The 23,287-nt window shown below is 45.9% G+C and carries 17 protein-coding genes; 6 read left to right on the top strand and 11 right to left on the bottom strand.

Features of this window, described 5'->3' with window-relative positions:
- Nucleotides 1-12: 12 nt before the first annotated feature.
- Nucleotides 13-3,243, bottom strand: a complete 3,231-nt coding sequence (locus K5609_RS01095; RefSeq protein ID WP_221075611.1) for a GH116 family glycosyl hydrolase — start codon at nt 3,241-3,243, stop codon at nt 13-15.
- A gap of 892 nt (nt 3,244-4,135) precedes the next feature.
- On the opposite strand from K5609_RS01095, the gene K5609_RS01100 reads away from it, so the two are divergent.
- Nucleotides 4,136-5,332, top strand: coding sequence for a carbohydrate porin (locus K5609_RS01100; RefSeq protein ID WP_221075612.1), 1,197 nt, complete (start codon nt 4,136-4,138; stop codon nt 5,330-5,332).
- 87 nt (nt 5,333-5,419) lie between these two features.
- Nucleotides 5,420-6,379: a MalM family protein gene (locus K5609_RS01105; protein ID WP_221075613.1), complete on the top strand. Its 960-nt coding sequence runs from the start codon at nt 5,420-5,422 to the stop codon at nt 6,377-6,379.
- A gap of 131 nt (nt 6,380-6,510) precedes the next feature.
- Here the strand turns inward: K5609_RS01105 and K5609_RS01110 are convergent, their stop codons facing one another.
- Nucleotides 6,511-7,782: a YdgA family protein gene (locus K5609_RS01110; protein ID WP_221075614.1), complete on the bottom strand. Its 1,272-nt coding sequence runs from the start codon at nt 7,780-7,782 to the stop codon at nt 6,511-6,513.
- 268 nt (nt 7,783-8,050) lie between these two features.
- Here K5609_RS01110 and K5609_RS01115 point away from each other — a divergent pair, with 268 nt between their 5' ends.
- From K5609_RS01115 to K5609_RS01125, 3 genes are all read left to right on the top strand, one after another.
- The gene (locus K5609_RS01115; protein ID WP_221075615.1) at nt 8,051-8,485 is read left to right on the top strand and encodes a hypothetical protein; all 435 of its coding nucleotides are present in this window, start codon (nt 8,051-8,053) and stop codon (nt 8,483-8,485) included.
- Nucleotides 8,486-8,585: 100 nt separating this feature from the next.
- Nucleotides 8,586-9,503 carry a bifunctional GNAT family N-acetyltransferase/hotdog fold thioesterase gene (locus K5609_RS01120; RefSeq protein WP_016399878.1) on the top strand — a complete coding sequence of 306 codons (918 nt, stop codon included), beginning with the start codon at nt 8,586-8,588 and terminating at the stop codon, nt 9,501-9,503.
- A gap of 93 nt (nt 9,504-9,596) precedes the next feature.
- Nucleotides 9,597-10,511 (top strand): LysR substrate-binding domain-containing protein, encoded by a 915-nt coding sequence (locus tag K5609_RS01125; RefSeq protein WP_221075616.1) that lies wholly within the window; start codon nt 9,597-9,599, stop codon nt 10,509-10,511.
- A gap of 367 nt (nt 10,512-10,878) precedes the next feature.
- Here the strand turns inward: K5609_RS01125 and K5609_RS01130 are convergent, their stop codons facing one another.
- The 8 genes from K5609_RS01130 to arnB all read right to left on the bottom strand — a co-directional run bounded on the left by K5609_RS01130 (nt 10,879) and on the right by arnB (nt 20,824).
- Nucleotides 10,879-13,158 (bottom strand): AsmA family protein, encoded by a 2,280-nt coding sequence (locus K5609_RS01130; RefSeq protein ID WP_221075617.1) that lies wholly within the window; start codon nt 13,156-13,158, stop codon nt 10,879-10,881.
- A gap of 124 nt (nt 13,159-13,282) precedes the next feature.
- Nucleotides 13,283-13,681 carry a 4-amino-4-deoxy-L-arabinose-phosphoundecaprenol flippase subunit ArnF gene (arnF, locus tag K5609_RS01135; RefSeq protein ID WP_221075618.1) on the bottom strand — a complete coding sequence of 133 codons (399 nt, stop codon included), beginning with the start codon at nt 13,679-13,681 and terminating at the stop codon, nt 13,283-13,285.
- Between the two features lie 20 nt (nt 13,682-13,701).
- Nucleotides 13,702-14,061 carry an EamA family transporter gene (locus K5609_RS01140; protein WP_221075619.1) on the bottom strand — a complete coding sequence of 120 codons (360 nt, stop codon included), beginning with the start codon at nt 14,059-14,061 and terminating at the stop codon, nt 13,702-13,704.
- 2 nt (nt 14,062-14,063) lie between these two features.
- Nucleotides 14,064-15,713, bottom strand: a complete 1,650-nt coding sequence (gene arnT / locus K5609_RS01145) for a lipid IV(A) 4-amino-4-deoxy-L-arabinosyltransferase (RefSeq protein ID WP_221075620.1) — start codon at nt 15,711-15,713, stop codon at nt 14,064-14,066.
- Between the two features lie 19 nt (nt 15,714-15,732).
- Complete coding sequence (gene arnD / locus K5609_RS01150; protein ID WP_221075621.1) at nt 15,733-16,647, bottom strand: 4-deoxy-4-formamido-L-arabinose-phosphoundecaprenol deformylase; 915 nt, start codon at nt 16,645-16,647, stop codon at nt 15,733-15,735.
- 2 nt (nt 16,648-16,649) lie between these two features.
- Nucleotides 16,650-18,626: a bifunctional UDP-4-amino-4-deoxy-L-arabinose formyltransferase/UDP-glucuronic acid oxidase ArnA gene (gene arnA, locus K5609_RS01155; protein WP_221075622.1), complete on the bottom strand. Its 1,977-nt coding sequence runs from the start codon at nt 18,624-18,626 to the stop codon at nt 16,650-16,652.
- Between the two features lie 28 nt (nt 18,627-18,654).
- The gene (gene arnC, locus K5609_RS01160) at nt 18,655-19,659 is read right to left on the bottom strand and encodes an undecaprenyl-phosphate 4-deoxy-4-formamido-L-arabinose transferase (RefSeq protein WP_221075623.1); all 1,005 of its coding nucleotides are present in this window, start codon (nt 19,657-19,659) and stop codon (nt 18,655-18,657) included.
- Entirely contained in the window at nt 19,649-20,824 is a 1,176-nt protein-coding gene (gene arnB, locus K5609_RS01165) for a UDP-4-amino-4-deoxy-L-arabinose aminotransferase (RefSeq protein ID WP_221075624.1), read from the bottom strand. Before arnB ends, arnC begins: the two co-directional genes overlap by 11 nt.
- 288 nt (nt 20,825-21,112) lie before the next feature.
- On the opposite strand from arnB, the gene K5609_RS01170 reads away from it, so the two are divergent.
- Nucleotides 21,113-21,502 (top strand): hypothetical protein, encoded by a 390-nt coding sequence (locus tag K5609_RS01170; RefSeq protein WP_221075625.1) that lies wholly within the window; start codon nt 21,113-21,115, stop codon nt 21,500-21,502.
- 64 nt (nt 21,503-21,566) lie between these two features.
- On the opposite strand, the gene glpD is transcribed toward K5609_RS01170, so the two are convergent.
- A complete protein-coding gene (glpD, locus tag K5609_RS01175; protein ID WP_221075626.1) occupies nt 21,567-23,099 on the bottom strand; it encodes a glycerol-3-phosphate dehydrogenase in 1,533 nt (510 codons plus the stop codon).
- Nucleotides 23,100-23,287 lie beyond the last annotated feature (188 nt).

Below are 23,287 nucleotides of genomic sequence, written 5' to 3' on the forward strand. Positions count from 1 at the left end.
TACCTCAAATTATTAAGCTGAATGCTGTTCAGATTTGGTTGTTGAGCTAACCAAAGGCAGTGAAAAGATCATTCCAGGGCGGAAGTAACGACCAGCGGTGTACTTCAATCCGGTATGGTGAAGGGCGTAAAACAGCGTTTGGCTGTCTAACTGAAATTGTTGACACACAGCGGCACTGCGCAGCTTAAATTCGCTGAGCTGGCGTGGAATATCAGCCGCGATTCGGCCATCGGCATAGAGTAAACCGAACTCGATAAGCGCTTTGCTAAGCTCGACTGCTGCCGGCTCATCTAGCTGGGCAAACTGCTTGGCGTCAAAGCGGCAACTGGCGTTAAAGCCCTCTGGTGCTGCAAAAGGAACGCGAGCATCTAGGTACAAGTTTCGGTAGCAGGCGCTGAGTAAATCCGCCGCTTGCTGTTGCATGCCCAAGGCGGCCATGGCGTTTACCAAAGAGTATTGCACCCCAATCCACACATCGTGAGCCTGAAAATTATCCCACTCTTTAGTCTCGCCGTAGCGGCTAACTAAATTGGCTGCTCCCACTCGCGCGCTGTTTATTCGGTAGTTGTGTTTATAAACGTACTCTAGGGCGCGGCGTTGTTGCTGTTCGCTAGAGACGGCGGGCAATTGCAACATCCGGCAGTAGCTATCGGCCAACAACTGATCGGCAAAGCTGTCGTCACTGTCTAGGCTTAGCTTATCTAACCATGAGGGTTGCCAAAAATCGCCCAAGGCAACTAGCGCCAATTTACGAAGTTGGCGGCATAATTTCGGATTTTCGGCGTCAATCGGCCAAATTTGGCTACTACGGTACTTAGCCCACAAGCGCTCAACGCTTGTTGTTAGCTCACCAAGTTCTAACAGTTCAGGAGTAGATAACCAGCGGTTAAGCGCTTCCACCAGTTCCACAGAGCAACTGTCTGGCTTTAGCTTTAACTGCTGAGAAAATGGACTGTTGAGTAAGCTGGTTATCAGTTGCTCGCGCTGGTTTTCTTTTATGTCACCAATTTGCAAAGGTGTAACATAAAAGTGGAAGTAACCGGCTTTTTCATCCCATAAACTAGCCTGAAATTGCTTACGAGCGCGACTGGCAAGGTAGCGGTATTCTTGTGGAATACTGGCTTTGTTTAGCAGTTCTGCAATGCAGGCGTAAGCTTCTAAGCTGGCTATCCACAATGAACCGCAATATACCGAAATACCGTGTGAAGACAGGTTATCAAAGGTGTCGTCGGTGCCACGCGTTAATGGGAAACATTGCCCAGGCTCAACCATTGCTTGTAGGTAATGCATGGCTGCTTGGCAGGCTTCCCAGCAATCTTGCAGCAAAGCCTTATCGCCGTGAAAGCGGTGATGGCGCAATAGCATTAAGATGTATTTAGGGGCTAAATCTTTCCACTCTTTAACGTTGTGCCAATCATAGGCATCGGGTTTAGCATCAAAGGGGCTGCCGAGATCATGAATCACCGCGCCGCGCACTGCGCGAGGACCTTCAGTTTTGCTATTGGGTAGGTCCGCATGCGGCAGGCCTACATACTCGTGGTGGCGGCGAACAATGTTGTTTTCCGCTAATACTGCCTGTGAGAAGTGGCGCATTACTGCCCCATCTAAGCGTGGGAAGCACTGTAACAGCGAGAATGAACCGTAAAAGTAAACATCTAAGGAATTGAAAAATGGATAGTCAGCACACTCTCGTACTAAGAATCGATCTTGTTCATCCCACACTGTAGCTTCAGCCAAAAATGACAAGGTGTTTAGCGCTAGCGTGCGGGTTTCGGCCTTGCCGCTGGTGGACATGGGCAGAGAATCCAAGCATGCATCGGGCATTAATTGTTGATTAACCGTCGCTAGGGCTGCTTGCACTTGTGGTTCTATTTCAATGGCGTGCTTACATATGGCTAAGGCGCGGCCTTGTGACTCAGGGTAGAACTGGCGGTACTTTTTCTGGCTGCTTAAGCCGGGTAATTGAATATGCGGGAAGTCGAGAACCAGCGAGAATAAGATCTCAACACTTTCGCCTGGGGCTAGCTCGCCGCTAACACATAAGGCGCTTGAGCTTAGTTCGCGCCCGCTATAAATGCCACGGTCAACCGCCTGCGCAAAGCGGCCACTGGCGAGTGCACCGGCAATCTGTTGGGCACTGGTGTCGCTATAAAAATAAGGTTTTGCACTCACGCAACACTGCGTTGGCGCCGATACCGAGATACAGCTTTGGCCATCAAAGTCCACGCCAGGGCTAGCTTTACCGCTCATTTCTATGGCGTAGTGATGGTTGTCTTCTGTTTGCCAGCTGGTGGCATGGGCTTGCTGAGCATTGGCTGCTCTTACCAAACTACATGCCGCATCTTGAACCCCGGGGCGCTGTTTAATTGCCTGAAAACCAGAAAGGTTCTCTAGGCATCTCACTAGGCTAAAGCTTTGTCGCTGGTCGCTGCTATTGTGTAATACCACTCGGGTATAGCTTATTGGTAACGCTGCCCAATCTTCATGGTTTGGAATAACTGGGCTGTAGTGATATTTGCTCACTTGAATCGCTTGTTGGCCGCTAAACTGTTGTTTAGCCACCGGATACAGTGCGCTGTAGTCTATTTGTTCACAAGGCCAAGCCGCTACACCGTTGTATTGATCTGACTCCCAATCGCCAATTAAGGCCTGCTGTGATTGTTGCTGCAGGCCTAAGGCACCATCGTAAAAATCCAATAACCAGCTAATGTTTAGCTGCGTGCCGTGATTAGCCGCTGCAATCAGTTGTTGAGTCTTGCTGGATAACTCTACTTTCCAACGCTGTAAATTTTCGGCATTCCACTGATAAAACTCTGGTTCATCGAGCAGCTGCTGAAGAATGGTTAGCTGCTCCTCTACACTCATGTCGACGGTAAATAGCGGTGTTTGTTTAGCTTTACTTAAGGTAAAGAATTTTTGCTTTTGTTGAAAATCGCTGAGGTTAACAATAATCAGCTGTTGTTGGTCGGCCTCGGTTTGGCTTAAGTAGAAGTCTTCCAAACGCAGGCTATCACGCTGTTGGTCGCTTAAATGTAGGCCGGGCAGCATATGTAATAAAGGCGTTGTACCCGCTGGCGTAAAGGTATAAGCACTGCCTATGCCACCTAAGGCAATACCAGTATCTGCAGGCGTAGTACTTAAAGGAACGTACCAAGGTTGAATAAACTCATCCGCTAACCCTGGGCTCATCAAGTGCTTAACTTGGCCGTGATAACTGGATTGGGCGGTGTAACGATGCAACATTGGTTCAACCTCTCTAAATACCTTGATGTGTAAGCGCTTTCACATGGCATATTAACAGTTGAGCTTTGCTTGTTTAGCACCTCAATTCGAAAAAGTGATCCGCTTCAATAAAAGATTTCGTAATAGGAAAGCCATGAAAGAAGCTGTCATTTTTCCTTAGATAATGTTGATTTCTCATACCTAAAAACGGGCTGTGAGCTAGGTTTTTTGGGGCCTCAAGGCTTGCGTGTGGAAGGCGGTTTCTCGTGTGAAAGTATTTACGAATGGCATTGGTACATTTGCTTAACCAAAAAAAACATTAGTTGAGTTGTCTCTTAGTTAACGCCACTCAGCAAGCGCCGGCTTACTGCTCGGATCTCTTATGGAAAAAAGTGGGCGCTCACATTTGTTTCATGTTTTCTCACAAAGTTCATGAACTTAAAACTTCAATAAAAATAAAGGTATGCCATGAAATGCCCAGCTAAAGCCGCTTGTTTAGCTTCATGGCAGCCTGTAGAAATGTATAAACGATCCCTTAGAAAAAAAATTTTGATACGCTTCACATAGTTCGTTTTTTGTAATGAACTTCTGGATGTGAAAAAACATCATTTGTTTCATGACTGTTTCATGACTGTTTCATGCCTTTATCTCTAGGTTATTTTTTACTTTTAATACAAAGCCTTATGCGTGTAAGTGCTTTCTTGAAATGATGTGGATTTCGAGAATATTTCATGAAACAGAATGTATGAAATTTGTATATTTTGTGATCGCCGCTATTTGCAAGCGTTTTCATTAGTGATGAAGGTCACTTATTTATCTTATTTTGAGCTCTATACTGCTAAACCATGGCTAGTTGGCCATATATAAAAAAAGCTTCCAATAAAATTTCAAGATTCACACGGAGTTGAACAAAATGAAAATGAAAGCGCTTACAATTGCAATTGCAGTCGCGTCTGCGGCAACCTCACTCAGCTCATTCGCTGGTACCCCTAATTTCTCTGGTTACGGCCGTTATGCTCAAGAAACTTCTGACGATGAAATCAGAATTATCAAAGGTGATTACGGTGTAATTAATGGTGTTGGCCGTCTAGGTAACGAAGGTAACTGGATGGAGTTCATGCTTTCTCAAGGTTTTGAGAATGGTGACGCGCAGTTTGACATGAATGTAATGTTAAACACTCCTGGTTACTCGCCAACTTGGGGCGATACCATTGGTCTAGCTCAGTTCTACGGTGGCGGTAAAGGTATCTTTGCTTCTCAACCAGATGCTTACGTATGGGCGGGTAAACGCTTCTACGGTCGTGAGCAAGGCGGCTTAAGTGATTACTTCATGATGAGTGCCGATGGTTCGGGTGCTGGTGTTGATAATCTAAACGTTGGTGTAGGCCAATTAGACCTAGGTTGGACTCAAGCGGGTTCTGGTGCTGGCGATCCCAACACTGCTGACGGCCAAGTGAACCAGTTAATGCTTAACTGGCACGACATCAAAGTTGGTGAGCAAGGTGCGTTGAAGTTCCGCTATAACTATGCCTTTGCTACCGGTGCAGAAAAAGATGCTTATGACAATGATTCTGCTCACCAGTTCTTTGCTTCTTACCGTCAAGGTTTAAGCAATGGTTGGTTCCAACTAGCCGGTCGTTACGAGACGGATGCTGCTGCTTTAACCATCTCTAATTCAGCGGGTCACAACTGGTCGAATGTTCGTGATGTTAACGCAGACAGCTACGGTGTATTTTTAGATGGCGCAGTTAACTTCGGCGAAATGACTGCTATGGAATACAACGCCAACTGGTTACGCATTGAGTGTGAAGATGGCCGTCAAGCCTGTAACTTTAAAGAAAACAATGAGTACAGCGTTGCGGTTCGTCCACAACACCACTGGAATGAGTTCATGGCCACTGCTGTAGAAGCTGGTTTCCAAGCTACTGAGCAAGATGGTAAAGGTAGTGATGCGTGGAAAGTTACTTTGTCTCAAAACTTCCAAGTGGGTCACTTCATGTGGTCTCGTCCGGTAGTTCGCTTCTACGCGGTAACGGGTGAGATTAAAACAGATGACCAGCCTAAGTATGACTTAACAAAAATTGGTGCCATGGTTGAAGCTTGGTGGTAAGCCGAGCTAAGCTGAGTACAGTTTATTAGGTACTCAACCAAGGAGTGGGCGCTAAGCGTTTAGCGCCCACCATTAAGAGGTGGAAATTTGAAAAAAGTATTAACGGTTATTGTGGGCTGTATATTAGCTAGCGGCTGTTCAAGCTCTAGTGATGAGAAGCCTTTTGAAGTCACTGACCCGTTTCGCACTTGGAACACCCAATATGTAGATGAGGCAAAAATTGCTGCCAATCTGCAGTCAAATAATGTTTCACCATTACTTCCTTCGCAACTGCAATACCAGTTATTAGCCTTAGATAGAACAAATCGGATTGATGTTACTGAAAAATCACCGGTAGTGCGTTTTCCTGAAGGAAACTCTTACACCGCAGCATTGTTAATTCCTGAAAACATTACCCAGTTTACTTTTTACTTAGATAGCATTGTCGGCAGAACGGTATTTGTACCTACGGTTATTTTCTATGATGAAAGACTAAAAGAAGTGCTTCGAGTTGAAGATAGTGCCTTAAATGCGGAAGGCTTCCTCAGCATGAAACAGGAATTGCTGCCAGAGCAAGCTAAGCGTGCTCGTTACTTGCTGGTTTATAGCAAGGCAACTGACTTTGCTGGAAGAACCGAATTGATTGACCCTAAAACTGTTTATGAAGAAAAAACGGGCGGGGGATTACCAGCTACCTTTAAATATTACTCTAAGCATTCGCCTATTGGTAACTTAGATATTCGCTTTGCTGACGTGTTGTTTAGTTCGTCTTTTGTTACTACACCAGCAAGCACAAGCCAACAGAATGTTACGCCCGTTGAGCCAGCACCAGTAAAAGCTGAGTCAGCGAGCACTGCCGCGGCAGCAACTACAGCAGTAGTGGCTAGCCAAACTAAAGAAGAGATGCTCAGCGATACTGAGAACTTCTATCTTGAGCAGATTAGCAAAGCGGTAGAAAAGAATGACCTCTCTAGGGCCTTAAACCTAGTTGAGGAGGCAGAGCGTGCCGGATCTTCAAAAGCGCAATCCCATTTTATGGAGCAGTTGAAGAAACAGCAGCAACAGTAGTGCAGTACACAAGTGTGTTTTTTTCTAATCCCTGTTTATACGGCGCCTAGTGCGCCGTTTTTTTTGCTAAGAGTTCAGGGCTAGGTGTGAAAAATCAATAGGCTGGCTGTGTTTGCTTGGTTAAGTCCGTATTAGTTCACCGGTAGGCTATTCATTGTAAATTCGCTGTCATTAAATATGAGCTTACTCTGGTCTCGGCCACCTTGATGAATTAAATAACCCGCGCTACGTAGCGCCATAATATAAGCCGATAAGGGGCTGTAGTTAAACAAGCTATCATTGGCATCTAGCTCTACATTCAGATCTAAATAGCGGAGTAGCTGCAATGGGCTGTTTACGGCATTTAGCTCAAAGGGCAGAAGTTTTGCGTTGCCCGAGACGCTTATATCTCCAACCATGGCAAGATCTTGAAAATTAGAATTAATCTTTAATGCTAATTGTTCAAGCTGCCACTCTATACCTTCTGAAATAAGCTCTTGCACCAAGGCATCTAAGTCTTGCTCTGAGCGCTGCTGTTGATTAGCTCCCGCAAGAGCTATCAAACTTTGCATTGGAACGCCGCCGATTTTGGAAGTTAAAATAAGTTCATTCATGGTAAATCTTTGTTGTGCTTCTTTAAAATTAAATTGTTCTAATGAGCTATTTACGCTCATAAATGCCCGCTGTTGCTGTTCGCTAAACTGGTTACTCACTACTAAGTTTTGCAAATCTAACAAGGTGTTGCCTTGCTCTAGCTGAAGGGTTAGTTGCTCTATTGACCAGTTGGCGCTTTCTACAAGTGTCCAACCTTGGCGTTGGCTAAACTGCTCTCTAGCGCTCACTTGCTGTAGATGAATATGGTCGCCATTTTGTGAACTATCGTCTAGTTCCATCCCTTGCCAGTTTAGGCTGGCAGTGCCTTTAGCAAAATCTAGGTCGCTATTTGAAGTAATCAGCAAGGGATGAAAGTTTAAGTCTACCTGCGAATAGTTGTGCTCGAAGCTATCGATACTTAGCGATTGCTTCAAATTTTGGCTAAGTAAGTTGGCTTGCCACTGACCAAGATGGGGAATACTGCTTAATTGATTGTTTTGCAGCCATTGTTGGTAGTCGCCTTGTTGCTCATCCACTTGCCATTCGCCACTAAGCCATAAGGGCCAAAAGCTGATTTTATGCTGCAGCATGATGGTGAAAGCTTGAGGCTCTAAACCAAGATCTGCAAAGTTACCCTCTATTTGCCATTGCTCTTGGCGAGTGAACCAGTCTTTACTTAATAGGTTTTGATGGTAAGACCAAGCGTGTTGCTCATTGAGCTTAGTGGTTAGCTGCTCTACTTGACGCTGATATTGGTATTGGCTAAAGAATTGACCTCCAACAGCACTAACCATTAGCACGGTTAAGAAAACTACGCTTTTTTTGAACATTGAGCAGCAACCTACTTTAATATCGTGTTATCGAATAAGCATTCTATATGTAAATGCTAAGCAATAGTAATACCAATCGTACTAAGTAACTGTTCATTCTATCTGGTTAAAATACTCGATAACTGCGTTAGAATTTTTGATTGTAGAATAACTACTTATCGAAAAATCCTGCCTTATTCTCGAATATTTTTCCTGCGATATTTCTGATCCCGTACTTAGTGTGATTGGTATAAGTTTGTCAGCTTGCTTGGTGCACTAGGAGTATTTTTTGTTAAACCAACTTTTAGCCTTATTGGCTGATCTATACACGCCCCTGCAAGTGGTTGTGCTGCTTTGGCTGGGATGGCAACTTTTTGATGGCAGTGACTCTCGGCAGCAGCTTAAGCAAATTAGTGGTTTTTTATTGCTGAGTATTTTGATTAGCTATTCGTTGATGTTTGCTGATAACTACTGGCAATGGTGGCCGCGTTTTGCCTTAGATTACAGCACCCATACCGCTGTTGCATTTAGTCTGCAGCTGGCTATTCATTGGTTTTTGCCAAAACAACGCTTAGTTTCTTGGTTGGCTTACCTTACTTATCTATGCCTGATGTGGTTTTTGAACTACCACAGTGTGATGGACATGCTAACTACCATGTTAAGTGTTGGTTTATTGTTGCAATTAAGTGCAATATGTAAAGTTGGCAAAGCAGCTTCAAAATAAATGAAGGCTATGCTGAGTGAATTATTGTTAATGACAAGTGTCATAGTAAGACACTGGAGAGCTTCAGCAGGTCTGCTAGCAAAGCAAGAAGGGAACCGCCATGTTTAAGGTAATTTGTCCGGATGCATCGGGTGAAATGGATAAGTATTATCGATTTCGCTGGGAAGTATTGAACAAGCCTTTGCAGCTGCCGCTAGGCAGTGAACGAGATGCCTATGATGACCACAGTATTCACCGCATGATTCGTGACCGTCAAGGTGAACCTTTAGCGGTTGGGCGTTTGTTTTTAAGTGATAATAAAGAGGCACTGATTCGCCATGTAGCGGTGTGTCCTGAGCAGCGCAAACTAGGTTTAGGCACCTTATTGATGATGGCCTTAGAAGAAGCCGCTCACGATGAAGGCGTAGAGCGTATTGTGGTAAACGCACGTGGCGATGCCCAAGCCTTTTTTACCAGCTGCGGTTTTGAACCTGCCGGCAATCCTACCTTCGATAAAGTGAAAATTAAAGTACAGCAAATGGTTAAAGAGTTGTCGCCAGAGCACCGCTTTGTAAGGCAACCCAAGCTATGTACTCAGCTACAGCAGATGTTTAACCAACAAATTCCGTTAAGCGAAAAAATGGGTGTGCGTTTACATCAATACACCGGTAACGAGTTGACCACTAAATTACCCATTGCCGGAAACGGCAACCCGCATTCCACCATGTTTGCCGGCAGCATATACAGCCAGGCGGTATTGTCGGGTTGGGGAATGATTTGGTTGATGTTAGAAGAGCATGGATTTGCTGGTGACATCGTATTGGCTAAAGGGGAAATTAAACATCGTAAAGCGATTGACCAAGATGCTTTAGCCAAGGTGAAGAAGAGCCAAATGAAAGGCAGTTTACTGCCGCTCATTGAAGGCAAAAAATGCAAAATGACCGTGACTGTTCAAGTGTGCCATAACAAAGAAGTGGCAGCTGAATTCAAAGGTTTCTATGTCATCCTACCTAAGCTCCAGGCTGAACTCGATAGTTAAGTGTTTAGATACATCCTCCAGCTATCCTTGTGTGTAAATCCAAGTATATTTAGTATGTAAATATACTTGGCACGCACAATCAGGAAAACTTATATGCAACATCTTTATCGCTTTAGCCTTAAGCAGTTATCGGTGTTTGTATCTATTGCCGAAACCCACAGTGTGAGTGTTGCTGCTCAGCAACTGGCAATGACCCAATCTGCTGCCAGCATGGCCTTAAATCAACTAGAGACTGGTCTAGGCCAAAAGCTGTTTGAACGACAAGGTAAGCGTCTTCGCCTCAACCATTGGGGGCATTGGTTACGCCCGCGAGCCAAGCGCGTGCTGATGGAAAGTCAGCACATAATGCAAGGCTTTGCCGGCCAACAAGTGATTAGTGGCGAGCTCAGTGTCGGTGCAAGCCAAACCATTGCTGAGTACTTTTTGGCACAAATCATTGCCGGCTTAGATAAAAGCTACCCCGACTTAGCAATTAGCCCACAAATCAGTAATACCGAAGCGGTGATAGCTGGCTTAGTCGACTATCGCTTGCAACTTGGCATTATTGAAGGACATTGTTCCGATAGTCGGATTACCCAGCAAGTATGGTGTGAAGACCAGCTGGTTGTGGTGGCGGGTAAGCAGCATCCTTTAGCTGAGTTAGAGCAAGTAAATCTATCTCGGCTAAGCCGAGCGCGTTGGGTACTGCGTGAGACAGGCTCTGGGACCAGAGACATATTTAACGGCGCCATTCATGGCAAAATCACCAAGCTCAAAGTATGGCGAGAGTATAGCCATGTGCCCAGTTTAGTGGCCTTAGTCGCCGACGGAGCTTACCTAAGCTGTCTACCCTTGCGCAGTGTGGAGCAAGCGATAAAAGCGGGCGAGCTGATTGCTCTAAATACACCAGACTTAGACATGCGTAGAAGCTTTAACTTTGTTTGGCGCAAAGACAGCAGTCAAAATCCGCTGCGCGACTGCTTTATCGAACATGCTATGTCATTAGCTTTGGCCACACTAAACGAATAAATCGTACGATATTGTGGAGCGGGCGAGCTGATTGCTCTAAATACACTATATGTAGCTTAGATTTGTGCAAAAGCTTCAACTTTGTTTGGCGCAAAGACAGTAGCCAAAACCCGCTGCGCGACTGCTTTATTGAACATGCTATGTCACTAGCTTTGGCAACGTTAAGCGAGTGAACGGTCACCGTAGTGTGGAGCAAGCGATAAAAGCGGGCGATCGAATTGCCCTAAATACACCACATGTAGCTTAGATATGCGCAGAAGCTTTAACTTTGTTTGGCGAAAAGACAGCAGCCAAAATCCATTGCGCGACTGTTTTATTGAACACGCTTAGGTATTAGCTGAGGCAAGGTTAAGCGAGTGACTGGTGGTTATTGCATGCTTTCTTTGGTTAATGGATAGCGACATTGCGGACGGTTTGGCGCTTTAACAAAATCTTGCTGACTCACCGAGTAGCGGCGTGGCGAAAGGTAGTGATCAAAACTCACCTCTGGCTTAGACCATGCGCCATCAACGGTGTGAACTAAACGCCAGCATGGCTGGTCGGCCACAACCAATTTCAGTTGGTTATAGCGCTGCTTAGCTAGGTCTATTTCTCCTGCTAGGGTCAGCTGATAACGGATACCCGGCAATTGCTGAGGGGCCAAGCTTAACTTACCCTGTTCAAACTCAGCACGTAAGGCGAGATTAGTAAACTGGGTAATGCCCTTGGGCAAGCTTTGAGGATCTTGCCAAAAGATTGGCCAGCCGCTGGCGATTAATGGGTTAGGCTCTTCGTAATACTGCCGTGGGCTTTCGATAATTTGGTCGAGGGTCACTTCCAAATCGGCACCTGGCAGTTGAATTAATTGGCTGTGAAAATCTATCGAGCCATCAATATTGGCACCAAAGTTACTAAGTTTTCCTCGCAGCTTTCCCGCTAATTCTAAATCTCCCACTAAGCTAAATTGACGATTATTGGTTAAGCGCGCTAAGGGGCTAATGTCCAGCAGTAGGCCAGACAGTTCTGCTTGCCAAGGCTTGTGTTCTTGATCTAGCAAGGCCTGACCCTGCAGCTCGAACTGGCCTAAGGGCAGCTCACCATACAAATTAAAATAGCCAATTTCTTGGTCTGCACCCAAGTCGAAGCTTACATGGCTGAGTAGCATACCGCGATAAGCAAGTTCCGGTGCTTCAATAAATACTTGGCTTTGTGGCTGCCAAAGTTGGTCAATGCTTTGCCACTGACCATCTTGAATCACTTGTAGCTGACGCAGTTCAACGTTTAAACCGGTAGCGGAAAAGGGAAGTTGATCAGCATAAGACAGCAGTTTTACTTGCTGTAACTCAAGTTGCTCAATATGTAGCTGTTGCAGTGGAGCAGCAGCTTTGGTTTCACTGGCGCTAGCTTCTGCTTCGCTTGTAATGTCATTATCTGCTGCTGGCAGCCAGCTAGGTTGAATCGGAATTTCATTGTTGCTTAACATTAGCTGGTGGAGGGTAAGCGCTTGCTGTTGCCACTGATAACTTAGTGATAAGCCTAGCTGCCCCTTAAAAAGTTGGCTGCGTAAAGCATCTACCGCAAATAGCCCATCGCTAATTTGCCCGCTGGCGGTAAGTTCGCTGAACTGAATGTGGTCAATACCCAATTCATCGGCAATAAAGGCATATTCGCCGCGTAGTTTGTCAGCTTGGTAAGGCCAAGGGCTAGCTATATCTTCTAACTCCGCGGTGAGCTTGTTCAGCACCACGTTATGACCTTGTAGCTGAGTGGCTAGGCTCAGCTGGTTTAGTAATAAATTGTCAATTTGAATACTGTCTAACCAAGCTAGCTCAGGCAAGTTTTTTAACCAGTTCTGCTCACTGGCTGATGGGGCAGTAGCCTCATTTTCTTCGGCGCTAGTTGCTGGCGCAAAGTGCTCTAGCCTAAGGTTGTTTAAAGCTAGTTCACGTATTGTGAGTTGTTTATTGCTCAATTCGGCAGAGGCATAAATCGAGCCTTGCAATAGATCGGCACCGATGTGTTCTATCACTAATTGCTGCTGGCCGTAGGCAAGGCTTAGTTGTGGCAACATTATGTCTTGCCAAGGGGTGATGAGTCGTTGAGCTGAACTGTGTAAGGTAAATTGCCATTGGCTTGGTGCTGGTTCGTTTAGGTCAATTTGCCAATCTTCTATGGCTAATTCGAAGCGCTCTAGTTGGTAAGACTGTTGTTGATTCTGCCATAGTAAGTCGCCGTCTTTGAGTAATAGCTGATTGATTTGAACAGCGTTTAACCAGCTAATCTTGGTGGTTTCTGTTGGCGTGCCGAATTCTGATGTTTGGCTAAACAGTTGTTGGGTAAGCGCCAATTGTGGTTGCTCTAGCAGCAGACTATCTATCTGAATTTTGCCTTGCAGCAACGGCATCAAGGCTAGGTTTAACTTGGCCTGTTTAGTGAGCATGGCCGCTTGGCCAGATTTAGCGATTTCTAGATCAAAGACCTCTAAGCTGAGAGGCTTGTTTAGAGACCACTGAGTATTGTTGTAGTTAAGCTGCCAGTCGCTTTGCTTATTGAACCAATGTAAAAAATCGCTTTTATAGCGATCAGGGTGGAAGGAGAATAAGAAAAAGACCGAAGTTGCCAACAATAGCAAGAATACAATGGCAAGCAGGTCGAAAAAGCGTTTCATATTGGCGCAAACTCCATGCGACTTATTAATAACTTATCGTATTTATCCAACAATACTTGAGTATTCACATATTTAACAGCACAGGCTTCACCCCTTTTACACAAAGGCGCAAGAAACACTGCACTTAACTTTGCTTGGCCTTTTTGCTCGGAAATACCAAATAAATCCCCGCTAATATCAGCATGATGCCCAAGGCTTTTGGCCAACTAAAGGCTTCACCAATCCACGGTAAGCTTATTGCTGCCACGTACACAATAACATAGCTTAGGCTAAGCATGGGGTAAGCAACTGAAAGCGGTAGCTGTTTTAATGCCATTACCCAGCACAGCATGGATAAAGCATAGAAGCTTAGACCCGCTAGCACGCTAAGGTAATAGGGCCAATAGTCCATTATTAATGCGCTATACAGCTGCAAGTTCCACAGTTCATTAAGGCTAAGGTAATGAAGGCTTAGTTGGCTCATTCCCCATTTCATAGTGAGCTGGGCGAGCGAAATAAAGGCCACGCTAAATAAGGCAAGCATAAGGCTTTTGGGGTCGGTTTTTACAGTAATTGGTCTATTCCCCCTAGAACGGCCACACCCAAAACGATCAGGCCAACACCACACCATTGGCGCGGTGTAACGCTTTCGTTAAAAGCAAACTTGGAGATAAGCAGCATGATGACAAAATTACAGCTGAGCAGTGGATAGGCCACCGATACATCCCATAGGCTCAATACGCCAAGCCAAAAAATAGCGCCCAAACCTAAGAAAATAATCCCCAGGATTAAAGGCTTAGACAGTAACTTCTCTAGGGTGCTTAATTCTGGCTGAGCAGCAAATAGCAAAGCAGCGCGCTTTTGCCAGTATTGGCTTAGCGAGCTGCAGCTTATCGAAGCAACAATCAGCATTAGATCTAGCATGCTTAGTTTGCACTAGCCTGATAATAAAGAATGGTATAACGGCCTTTATCGATGCGCTGAGTAGTCTCTGGCAAGCTGTCATCCATGTTGGGTTTATCGCGAAAATAAACCATTACTGGTGCATGCTGGCGTTGCTGCTCAATAAATTGCGCCAGCTGTTTGCTTTCGATAAAGCGATGTTGTGCGTCGGGATATTCTAGGCCGTAGCGAACCTCACCCTTTTGACCAACAAGATAAACGTCTTCACGTTTAAAGTACCAGTTAAAGGCCGACATAGTATCGGGATAGTCCGCAACCAATACCGTATTGGGTTCGACCAAATGAGCGATTTGCTGCATAAACTTAGCCGGCATTTTTGAGTAGATGCTTAAGTTAGGGAAGGTTGCCCAAGCTAGCATGAACAAGCCCAGTGGCATTAGCATATAGCTGGCGACTTTGCCGTTTAAGCTGGTGGCCTTGATTGCGACAACGGCCATGGCCGACCAAAACGCAAAGATGCTGAATAACAACCAAGGACGATAAGCTTCGTCGGCGTCTAGCGGCAGTTTGCCAGTGTAATGAAGTACCAAGGTAGTTACGGCTAACAAGGCAAATAGTATCGCATTTAACCAGCTGCCCCATGTTAAGCCTTTGCAGGATTTAGCAAAGGCTTGTTGAATACCAAAGGCAAACAAGATGGCGAGAGGTGCCATTATTGGCAAAATATAGGTGGCTAGTTTGCCCTTGGCCATGGAGAAAAACAGCAGCGGCAAAATGGCCCACAATAAGGCGTAACGCAGCAGCGGCGAATGCATTTGGCCTTTCAAGTGGCTTATAGCGCTAGGTGACCAAAATAACCAAGGTAGTACACCTGCCGCTAAGAAAGGCAGGTAATACCACATTGGCGCCGAGTGTTGGGCGTTATCAGCAGCAAAGCGCTGAATATGCTCAATCCAAAAGAAGTAATGCCAGTAGTCTGGCTCGGCAGCATGAATAGCTAAACCCCAAGGTAGGCAAACTAGCACGGCTAGCAGCATTACCCACCAACCCCATTTGAGAATGGTTTTAAATTGTTTGTCCCAAAGCATGTAGGGAACCACCACCAGCACTGGTAGCGCTAGTGCTAAAAAGCCTTTGGTAAGCACCGCACAGCCACAATATAAACCGGCTAAACCGTAATACTTGGCGCGTTGCCGCATTTCTTCGCTGCGAATGGCAAAGTAAAAGGCGGTAAAGCTGGCGGTTAGCCAAAGGTTTAGCATGCTGTCTAATACGCTGTAGGTGCCCACACCAGACACCATAAACATGCTCAAATAAATGCCAGAGCTTAACCAAGCCACTGGGCGAGAGGCAAAGCGCGCGAGCAGCAAAAATATGCAAAAAGCTGCCCCTAAAGCGCTAAAGGCTGAAGCGGCACGCACCGCAAAGTTAGTTTCGCCAAAAATAAGTTGCGAAACCGCGTTCATCCAGTAACCCATCACTGGCTTTTCGAAATAGCGTAAGTCGTTAAAGCGTGGTACCACCCAGTCACCACTTGCCACCATCTCCCGAGATATCTCGGCGTAACGCAATTCATCGGGAGACCAAAGGTCACGTAAACCTAAGGGTAATAGGTACAAAATGATAAAAAAGATCGGCACCCAAGTCGCTAGGTTAATTCGTAAGTGGCGCATGTTACTAGTACTTCCTGATTTAACTGGTGTGAGGGCGAACAAGTGAGGCTTGATGGCTTAACCAGCCTTCGCGCCCATCCATTTCTATGTTTAATATGCTGTCTTGTGGCCAAGAGACATAGTCTTGATCCAGCAGGTCACACAGGGGTACAAACTCAATGCCTTGTTGCTTGGCGCTAATAATTAGCTGCTCAAACATCTCTGCGCAAACAATGCCTTCAACCTCTGCATGAATGGTGTAAACATTTAAGGCATCGGCTTTAATGCGATCAAGAATCGCTTGGTTATAGTTAGTTTCGTCTACACCCTCTTGACCAATTAGCTCGTCATAGGTGGGCAAGGTGACCGGAATTTGTGGAGCCATCCCAGGCTTGGGAACAAAAATTGACTCACCACGGCAGTCGCTGTTGTAACGAAAGGGAAAGGCTTCTTTTTCGTCTAAGGTGGTTTCGGTACAACGCCAACCCGCCACTGCGCTACATTGCACATCTTTGCCGGTAATATCCGCAAGCAACTGATAACCTTTGCGAATTTCTTCACCCAGCTCGCTTTGGCTCATGCTGTCGGTTTTCATTTGCCATTTGTGGTGATCCCAAGCGTGCAGACCAATTTCGTGGCCAGCTCGGTCGGTATCTTTGATCACCGAAGCGAGCTTTTTACCAATGATGGGACCCGGCCAAAAAGTACCGCGTAAAATAATATCCCAACCGTATAGACTGGCGGCTTTGGAACGTAACATCTTTTTCAAAAAGGCCGGACGCAAAAGGCGCCAAATATGGCGCCCCATGTTGTCGGGTCCAACGGTGAAAAAGAACGACGAGGTAATGTTGTGGCGTTGAAAAATGTCTAATAGCTTGGGCACGCCTAAGCGCGTGCCACGAAAGGTATCTACATCAATGCGTAAGCCAACTTTAATTGGATCTTTCGAACTCATTATTACTCATCAACAGCTGTTTTTAAGAAGAAGTCGAGGGTTTCCTCGATAGTGTCTTCCATCATAATCCTTGGTTCCCAATCAAGTAAACGCTTGGCATTGCGAATACTTGGACGACGATGCTGTACGTCTTGGTAACCATCGCCATAGAAGGTTTTGCTTTCTACCAAGTGGTAGCCGGCAAACGGTGGGAATTTTTCGCGCAGTGGGTGAGCATCAAACTTTTCAACCAAGGTCTCAGCCATTTGTTTAATACTGGCTTCGTTGTCTGGCGAACCAATGTTGATGATCTGCCCATCACACAAGCCGTCTTTGTTCTCAATAATGCGGAACAAGGCTTCAATCGCTTCGGAGATATCAGTGAAACAACGTTTTTGCTCGCCGCCATCAATTAGCTTAATTGGAGTACCTTCTACCAAGTTTAAGATTAGCTGGGTAATGGCACGACTAGAACCTACACGTGCTGAGTTTAAGCTATCTAAACGCGGGCCCATCCAGTTGAATGGACGGAACAAGGTGAACTTAAGGTTATCTTTTTTACCGTAGGCCCAAATCACTCGGTCTAGAAGCTGTTTTGAGGTGGAGTAAATCCAGCGCTGGCGGTTAATTGGGCCAGTGATTAGTGGCGAGCTGTCTTCGTTAAACTCATCATCAGTGCACATGCCGTACACTTCAGAGGTAGACGGGAAGATAATGCGCTTGTTGTATTTCACACATTCGCGAACAATTTTTAAGTTCTCTTCGAAGTCTAATTCAAATACGCGTAGCGGGTTACGGGTGTATTCGATAGGGGTGGCAATCGCTACCAAGGGCAATACGATGTCACATTTTTTAATGTGGTATTCGATCCATTCACTGTGAATGGTGATATCACCTTCAACAAAATGGAAATCTGGATGCTCTAGATGCTGTTCAATTTGGTTAGCACTCATGTCCATGGCGTAGATTTCGTACTTACCATCGTCTAACAAACGCTTGGTTAAGTGGTTACCAATAAAGCCGTTAGCACCCAAAATTAGTACTTTTTGACGACGTTTTGCAGCAATAATCGCACTGGCTTGAGGGCCAAAACGCATGCCTGCTACTAGGTGCATTTCGGAGGCTAACTGCTCGCCATTCAGGTATAAACCATTTTCGGCTTGACCCGCGTTAACCACTAAAGAGCCTTGAGTACAGGCAATGGTTAATGGCGAGGTCGCAACAATGGTGCCTGGCGTGGCATCAAATTCCTGCTCGCTAGCACTGGTGCTCCAAAAAATAACTTTGCGTTCGCCCAAAAAGGTAAAGGCACCAGGGAAGGGTTCGGTAACCGCGCGGCACAGGTTGAAAATGCTTTGCGCGTTGTCAGACCATTTAATTTCACCGTCTGCTGGTGTGCGGCGGCCAAATACCGTGGCTTGGCTTTCGTCTTGAGCAGTTAAGTTGTGGCTACCTGCAATCAGTTGCGGTAGTGCTTTGGCAAGCAACTGGCTGCTTAGCTCTGTTAAACGGCTATGCAAAGTAGCTGCGGTATCGTCGTTGGCAATGCTGAGCTTTTCTTGGGCCACAATATCGCCCGCATCGGCTCTAGCTGTCATGGCATGCAAAGTAACGCCGGTTTCGGTTTCGCCATTTACCAATGCCCAGTTAACTGGAGCACGACCACGGTAGCGTGGTAACAAAGAACCATGCAGGTTGAAGCCGCCTTTCGGCGCGATGTCTAGCACCGCTTGGCTGATCATAGAGCGGTAGTAGAAGGAGAAAAATACATCAGGCTGCATTGCCTTGATTTTTTCTACCCAAAGGGGGTGATTAACGTCCTCTGGAGCAAATACCGGAATACCGTTACGCGCCGCAAGCTTGGCTACGGATTCAAAAAATACATTTTCATTGCCATCGTCTAAATGGGTAAATACGGCGGCGATTTCTACGCCTGCATCGAGAAGACTTTTAATACCGGCACAACCAATGTTGTGATAGGCAAACACCACTGCTTTCATGGCTTATTCCTTAACAGTAAGAGGTAAATTAGTTGTTGTTGCTAACGGCTTTTGCATCGTTGTCACGGGCTTGTTTAGTGGCTTCGCCTACCAGCACATCTTGTACGTAGTAGCGCGGTCGTGCCCTTACATCGGAGTATATTCGGCCGATGTATTCGCCCAGTAAACCTAGGCCAACAAATTGCGCGCCTATAAAAATAAATAATAGAGCAAATAGCGGGAATACCCCGTCTACGCCCCATTCTGCGCCGTAGATTAAGCGCATAAATAGTAGTACCAAACCAAACAAGCCACCTAAGGCTGCAATAGCGCCGCCCATAATGCTTAGCATTCTTAATGGTGCGGTGGTCATGCTGGTGAGCAAATCAAACATTAAGTTAATTAAACCCATGATATTGTATTTCGATTCGCCTTGCTGGCGCTCGCTATGTTCAACATCAATTTCAACGGTATGACGAGCAAAACCGTTGGCCAAAATGGGAATAAAAGTACTGCGTTCGTGACACTGCAGCATGGCATCAACCACGTGGCGACGATAGGCGCGTAACATGCAGCCATAGTCATTCATTTCTACGCCAGTAGAGCGTTTTACAATCTTGTTGATAAGCATTGAAGGGTAGCGGCGTAAGCGGCTGTCTTGGCGGTTCTTACGCACTGTGCCTACAGAGTCGTAACCTTCTTCAGCTTTTGCTACCAAGTTTGGAATTTCTTCCGGTGGATTTTGTAAATCGGCATCTAGGGTCACAATTAAGTCACCACGTACATGCTCAAAACCCGCCATAATAGCGTTGTGTTGGCCATAGTTGCGGTTAAGAATAATGCCTACTACATGGCTGCCTTCTTCGGCAGAGGCCGCTTCAATTTGGTCTGCACTATTGTCTTTACTGCCATCATCGATCAGCAGTAACTCATAGTCTTTACCCATTGTATCAGCGGCTGCACAGGTGCGCTGAATCAGCTCTTGTAAGCTGTCGGCTTCGTTATAAACCGGTATCACTATGGATACAAAATTAATCTCTTGCTTATGCCTCATGAGAAGGTCCAATATTTGGTTTGATTGCAGTAATTACACGCTCAACATCGCTGAGTTGCATACCAGGGAACAGCGGTAATGAGCAAATGCGCTGACTGTTAAATTCGGTGTTGCTTAGGTCTGGGTTAATTTCGCCAAACTGCGTTGCATAGTTTTCTCGATAGTACTTTTGGCTATGGCAGGCCTTAAAGTGAATGCCTGCGCCAATGCCTTGTTGCTTTAACATGCCAATCAGTTGGTCACGGTCAAAACCACAAATACTCGGCTCTACTCTCACTATCATTAAATGCCAGCAATGCTTATGAGTATAGCTGGGCACGCTCATTGGCGTAATGCCCGCTACATCGCTTAGTAACTCTCGATAATGCGCAACTAAGGCTTGTCGCTGAGCTGTAATGCTCTCTAAGCGCTGCATTTGACCTAAGCCTAGTACGGCACAAATATCTGGCATGTTGTATTTGTAGCCCGGCTCAATCACTTCTGCTTGTGGCGCCCTACCTTGGGTTTCGCGGTCGAAGGCATCAACGCCCAAACCATGAAACTTAAGACGACGAATCCGCTCAGCCAATTTGGCGTCGTTGGTGGTAAAAATACCGCCTTCCGCAGTGGTTACATTTTTTATCGCATGTAAGGAGAAGATACAGTGGCCAGTTTGGCCAATTGGCCGACCCTTATACTCACAGCCAATGGCATGTGCCGCATCTTCGACCACCGGAATATTGTATTGTTCCGCCAAGGCGTAAATTGCGTCTAGATCGAGGGGGGCACCCGCGTAATGCACCGGGATGATAAGCTTGGTTTTGTCGCTAATCAGCGCTTCAATTCGCTCTGCACTTGTCATCAGCGTATCGGCGTCTACATCCACAAAAACCGGCTTAGCACCCATTAAGGTAATTAGGTTAACGGTAGATACCCAGGTCATAGATGGAGTAATAACTTCATCGCCAGGGCCAATGCCTAAAGCCACCAGAGTAAGGTGCAAACCGGCGGTGGCACTACTTAGCGCTACGGCGTGTTCGGCACCAGTATAGCTTTTTATGGCGTTTTCTAACTCAGCGTTTTTTGGTCCGGTAGTAATCCAACCGGATTTGAGTACCTCAACCACTGCGTCGATTTCTTGTTGTTCAATCGCTGGGCGACTTAGGGGTAAAAATGTTTGTTCCATGACTCTCGGTCAGCATATCTATACCAAAGTGGATGAAGTCTAACCGTGCTGCGGGTTTATTGAAAGGCTCAAACGTCGGTCTTGTGTGTTGATTAGGTAAATATCGGTGTTTTTTGTAAGTGCTTTCTTGAATTAGTGTGCTTGTTCCAATTTATGCAACGATGCAAACCATTTTCGCTAGCTAATCAATACTCGCTGTTGTGCAACAATGCCCGCATTAAGGCCTTTAGCCTTACGCAGTTGAATTTGATTCCGCTGCTTAATTCATAAACGTATAGGGTATTAGTGATGAATAAGGTTCTAACATTGGTGACTGCTGCAAGCGCTAGCTTGGTACTGGCCTTACCGGCTTCGGCTGGGCAATTAAACAATGAGCAAAAGCAACTGGCGGTTGATATGGCCAATAGCAGTGCGCGCTGTTTGGCGGCGCATGCTTATATTCATGATAAAGATGAACGACAAGCCTTAGCGCAAATTGTTGCGCACATGCCAGATGAGCAAATAAGTCGGGAGTCATCAGCATTTCTAACGGTATTAGGTTACGGTTTGGGTGAGGCATCTATGGGTTTACATGCCGTTGAGCAGGAAAGTGGCAAACAAGAAGCGCTAGCTTTAGCCGAAACGGTTTATCAGAATAACCAGTGCAATATTGATGAAGTGCTAAAAAGTGTAAGTTAAGCGCTTTTGTTTAGACAACCAAGCCTGAGATCGTAGCAATCAGGCTTGGTATGGTTAATGCCAACTAGCTTGCTTGAGCGGTGTTTTCTAAAGATTCCTGCTGAAGATGCTTGTTATTCAAATAATCTTGTAAACGCTGCTGTTGTTCTTCGGTAAATGCTAAACCTTGTTTGGTTCTGCGCCACAAAATGTCCTCTTTTCGATAAGCCCATTCTTGCTCACACAGGTAGTCGACTTCTAATTGATACAAATTTCCGCCAAATAGCTCACCTAAACCCTGCTGTTTAGCATTGTGTACTATTTGTTCGGCTTGGCTACCGTAGTGCATGCACCAGCGGGCTACTAGCCCTGGGGGTAAATCGCTGTTGGCTTGTTGCCGCTTAATATAAGAGTGAATATCTCCGCCAATAGCGCCGCCCGGTAAGAAAGAGGCTTTAGTCCACGCTGGACCTAGATCGTTAATGCGGGGAGCTAACATTTCTAAGGCCGCTTCGGCCAGTTTTCGGTAAGTCGTTAACTTGCCGCCAAATACCGATAACAGCGGAGCCCCTTCTGCTTTATCACTTAATTCTAAGGTGTAGTCACGAGTAACTGCCGAAGGATCATTCGACTCATCTTGGCAAAGTGGTCGTACTCCAGAAAAAGTATGAATAACATCGCTGGGCGCGATTTGCTGAGTAAAGTGCTGGTTGACTACATCACACAAGTAGCTGACTTCATCATTGGAGATCGCCACCTCGGAAGGGTTGCCTTGATATTCCACATCGGTAGTGCCAATTAACGAGTATTGCTGCTGATAAGGGATCACAAACACAATGCGTTTATCGGTGTTTTGTAAGATGTAGGATTGCGGCTCGTCGTGAATTTTTGGCACCACTATATGACTGCCTTTTACTAGGCGAATGGTGCGTGGTGGTGTTTGTTGCATGTTCTCTTCAATGAACTGCTGAACCCAAGGGCCAGCGGCGTTAACTAAGGTGTTGCAGCGATACTGTTGTTGCACACCCGTTTGCGTGTCTTTTACATCTACCAACCAATGTTTGGCTTGGCGTTTGGCTGCTACTACTTGTTGGCGTGGCGCAATAAACGCGCCGTGTTTAGCTGCTAACAAGGCATTACTAATCACTAGTCGAGCATCGTCCACCCAACAATCAGAGTATTCAAAGCCTTTGGTAATATCACTTTTTAGTACATCACTGTGAGCGAAGCTTAAGCCCTTACAACCGGGAAGGGTGCCGCGTTTAGCTAGGTTGTCGTAAAGAAAGAGCCCCATGCGTATCAATATCCAAGGTCGCAGGTGGGGGCGATGTGGCAAACGAAAACGCATCGGCTCAACAAGGTGAGGAGCCATATTTAGCAATACTTCACGCTCTTTAAGGGCTTCGCTCACTAAACGAAACTCATAATGCTCTAAATAACGCAGGCCACCATGGATCAGCTTCGAACTAGCAGAAGAGGTTGCGCTGGCTAGGTCGTTTTGCTCAAACAAAGCAACGCGTTGCCCTCGGCCAGCGGCATCTGCCGCTATGCCCACGCCGTTTATACCACCACCAATGACTATTAGGTCGAAGTTATGCGGGTCATTTGTTTGTGCCATGTTGAGCGATCCTTTCAATAAAGTTCGTTTTGTTTCGATATCGAGCATAATAGAGCATTTTGTGATCAAAAAACAATTACCGATGTAAAAAAAATGTGCAAAACGCGCTTTTAAGCTTGCCGGCTAGATTTGTCTGCATGGAGTATTTGCTCTAAACTGTTACATCTTGTTAACAATTGTTTGCGGTA

The sequence above is a fragment of the Agarivorans aestuarii genome, assembly GCF_019670125.1.
GTDB classification, from domain to species: Bacteria; Pseudomonadota; Gammaproteobacteria; order Enterobacterales; family Celerinatantimonadaceae; genus Agarivorans; species Agarivorans aestuarii.